Annotated in this window: 3 protein-coding genes and 1 pseudogene; all 4 read left to right on the top strand. The window is 44.6% G+C overall.

Features of this window, described 5'->3' with window-relative positions; all coding sequences use genetic code 11:
• Positions 1-226: 226 nt before the first annotated feature.
• The gene (ribD, locus tag RAC86_RS37075) at positions 227-1,312 is read left to right on the top strand and encodes a bifunctional diaminohydroxyphosphoribosylaminopyrimidine deaminase/5-amino-6-(5-phosphoribosylamino)uracil reductase RibD (RefSeq protein ID WP_033884145.1); all 1,086 of its coding nucleotides are present in this window, start codon (positions 227-229) and stop codon (positions 1,310-1,312) included.
• A 10-nt stretch (positions 1,313-1,322) separates the two neighbouring features.
• On the top strand, positions 1,323-1,970 hold the full coding sequence (gene ribE / locus RAC86_RS37070; RefSeq protein ID WP_004398505.1) for a riboflavin synthase subunit alpha: 648 nt from the start codon (positions 1,323-1,325) through the stop codon (positions 1,968-1,970).
• A gap of 14 nt (positions 1,971-1,984) precedes the next feature.
• Positions 1,985-3,181 carry a bifunctional 3,4-dihydroxy-2-butanone-4-phosphate synthase/GTP cyclohydrolase II gene (locus RAC86_RS37065; protein WP_014480160.1) on the top strand — a complete coding sequence of 399 codons (1,197 nt, stop codon included), beginning with the start codon at positions 1,985-1,987 and terminating at the stop codon, positions 3,179-3,181.
• Positions 3,182-3,213: 32 nt separating this feature from the next.
• Positions 3,214-3,293: pseudogene (gene ribH / locus RAC86_RS37060) on the top strand (6,7-dimethyl-8-ribityllumazine synthase); the annotation flags it as partial.

Below are 3,293 nucleotides of genomic sequence, written 5' to 3'. Positions count from 1 at the left end.
ACATTTGCTTTAGAGCCCGTGACCCGTGTGCATAAGCACGCGGTGGATTCAGTTTAAGCTGAAGCCGACAGTGAAAGTCTGGATGGGAGAAGGATGATGAACCGCTATGCAAATGGTCAAAAATGCATAGTGTTATTTCCTATTGCGTAAAATACCTAAAGCCCCGAATTTTTTATAAATTCGGGGTTTTTTTGACGGTAAATAACAAAAGAGGGGAGGGAAACAAATGGAAGAGTATTATATGAAGCTGGCATTAGATCTTGCGAGGCAGGGCGAAGGACAGACCGAATCCAATCCGCTCGTCGGTGCTGTTGTCGTAAAGGACGGACAAATTGTCGGAATGGGCGCCCATTTAAAATATGGTGAAGCTCATGCAGAAGTTCATGCCATCCATATGGCTGGAGCACATGCAGAGGGTGCCGACATTTACGTTACACTCGAACCGTGCAGCCATTACGGAAAAACACCGCCATGTGCAGAATTGATTATCAACTCTGGCATCAAAAGAGTGTTCGTGGCGATGAGAGATCCTAATCCGCTTGTGGCTGGAAGAGGGATCAGCATGATCAAAGAAGCCGGCATTGAGGTAAGGGAAGGCATCCTGGCAGACCAGGCGGAGAGGCTGAATGAAAAATTTCTGCACTTTATGAGGACAGGCCTTCCGTACGTCACGCTAAAAGCGGCTGCCAGCCTTGACGGCAAGATAGCTACCAGCACGGGTGACAGCAAATGGATCACGTCAGAGGCTGCAAGACAGGATGCTCAGCAATACAGGAAAACACACCAAAGCATTTTAGTCGGAGTTGGCACAGTGAAAGCCGACAATCCGAGCTTAACCTGCAGACTGCCGAATGTAACAAAACAGCCGGTTCGGGTCATACTTGATACCGTACTCTCGATTCCTGAGGACGCTAAAGTGATTTGTGATCAAATAGCGCCGACATGGATTTTTACGACGGCACGCGCAGAAGAGGAAAAGAAAAAACGGCTTTCAGCTTTCGGAGTGAACATATTTACACTTGAAACCGAGCGCATTCAAATTCCCGATGTTTTGAAGATCCTAGCGGAGGAAGGCATCATGTCGGTGTATGTGGAAGGCGGTTCAGCTGTTCACGGAAGCTTTGTCAAAGAAGGCTGTTTTCAAGAAATCATCTTCTATTATGCCCCTAAACTAATCGGAGGAACGCATGCTCCCAGCTTAATCTCCGGTGAAGGTTTTCAATCAATGAAAGATGTCCCCTTATTACAATTCACTGATATAACCCAAATCGGCCGTGATATCAAACTGACGGCAAAACCGACAAAGGAATAGGATGGTGACCATGTTTACAGGAATTATCGAAGAAACAGGCACAATCGAATCCATGAAAAAAGCAGGGCATGCAATGGCCTTAACTATTAAATGCTCAAAGATTTTAGAGGATGTTCATCTTGGCGACAGCATTGCAGTGAACGGCATTTGTTTAACTGTCACTGATTTTACAAAAAATCAATTCACAGTGGATGTTATGCCTGAAACAGTCAAAGCTACGTCACTGAATGATTTAACAAAAGGAAGCAAAGTAAATCTGGAAAGAGCGATGGCGGCAAACGGCCGTTTCGGAGGCCATTTCGTCTCAGGCCATGTCGACGGAACTGCGGAAATCACACGAATTGAAGAGAAAAGCAACGCAGTTTACTATGATTTAAAAATGGACCCATCATTAACAAAAACATTGGTTTTAAAGGGATCAATTACGGTGGATGGCGTGAGCTTAACCATATTCGGCCTGACAGAAGACACAGTGACGATCTCCTTAATACCGCATACGATCAGCGAAACGATTTTTTCAGAAAAAACGATCGGCTCTAAAGTGAATATCGAATGCGATATGATCGGAAAATATATGTATCGATTTTTGCATAAAGCCAATGAAAATAAGACCCAACAAACCATTACAAAAGCCTTCTTAAGCGAAAACGGCTTTTAGAGAGGAAGATTAGCATGTTTCATCCGATAGAAGAAGCACTGGACGCTTTAAAAAAAGGCGAAGTCATCATCGTTGTAGATGATGAAGACAGAGAAAATGAAGGAGACTTTGTGGCTCTTGCCGAGCATGCAACGCCGGAAGTCATTAACTTTATGGCGACACATGGGAGAGGACTGATCTGCACGCCGCTCAGTGAGGAAATCGCAGACAGGCTTGATCTTCACCCTATGGTTGAGCATAATACAGACTCTCACCACACTGCATTTACCGTAAGCATAGACCATCGTGAAACGAAGACAGGTATCAGCGCTCAAGAAAGATCTTTTACCGTTCAAGCATTGCTGGACAGCACATCCGTGCCATCTGATTTTCAGCGTCCGGGGCACATTTTTCCGCTGATTGCGAAAAAAGGAGGTGTCCTGAAAAGAGCGGGCCATACAGAAGCTGCTGTTGATCTTGCTGAAGCCTGCGGATCTCCAGGAGCCGGCGTCATTTGTGAAATTATGAATGAAGACGGAACGATGGCGAGAGTGCCTGAGCTCATTGAAATTGCGAAAAAGCATCAATTAAAAATGATCACCATTAAGGATTTGATTCAATACCGTTACAATCTGACAACACTTGTCGAGCGTGAAGTTGACATTACGCTGCCTACTGATTTTGGGACATTTAAGGTTTATGGATACACAAATGAGGTAGATGGAAAAGAGCATGTCGCATTTGTGATGGGAGAGGTGCCGTTCGGAGAAGAACCGGTATTGGTCCGGGTACATTCAGAATGTCTCACAGGTGACGTGTTTGGCTCTCATCGCTGTGATTGTGGACCGCAGCTGCACGCTGCGCTGAACCAAATTGCCGCAGAAGGCCGTGGAGTGCTTCTGTACTTGCGCCAAGAAGGACGAGGCATCGGTTTAATCAATAAATTAAAAGCTTATAAGCTTCAGGAACAAGGCTATGACACCGTAGAAGCCAATGAGGCGCTTGGATTCTTGCCGGATCTTCGCAACTATGGCATCGGAGCACAAATTTTACGCGACCTCGGTGTCCGGAATATGAAGCTTTTGACGAATAATCCGCGAAAAATCGCAGGCCTTGAAGGCTACGGACTCAGTATTTCAGAAAGAGTGCCGCTTCAAATGGAGGCGAAAGAACACAATAAAAAATATTTGCAAACCAAAATGAACAAGCTAGGTCATTTACTTCATTTCTAATCACAAATATCACAAAAAAGGATGGGAATCATATGAATATCATACAAGGAAATTTAGTTGGTACAGGTCTTAAAATCGGAATCGTAGTAGGAAGATTTAATGATTTTATTAC

The organism is Bacillus sp. LR_5, assembly GCF_042709275.1.
Note: the sequence above shows the minus strand (reverse complement) of the source record. Positions and strands in the feature narration are given on the sequence as shown.

Bases quoted from the DNA above. Each gene is read 5' to 3' on its own strand.
- ribD (WP_033884145.1), top strand. From the start codon at position 227: ATGGAAGAGTATTATATGAAGCTGGCATTAGATCTTGCGAGGCAGGGC.
- ribE (WP_004398505.1), top strand. From the start codon at position 1,323: ATGTTTACAGGAATTATCGAAGAAACAGGCACAATCGAATCCATGAAA.
- RAC86_RS37065 (WP_014480160.1), top strand. From the start codon at position 1,985: ATGTTTCATCCGATAGAAGAAGCACTGGACGCTTTAAAAAAAGGCGAA.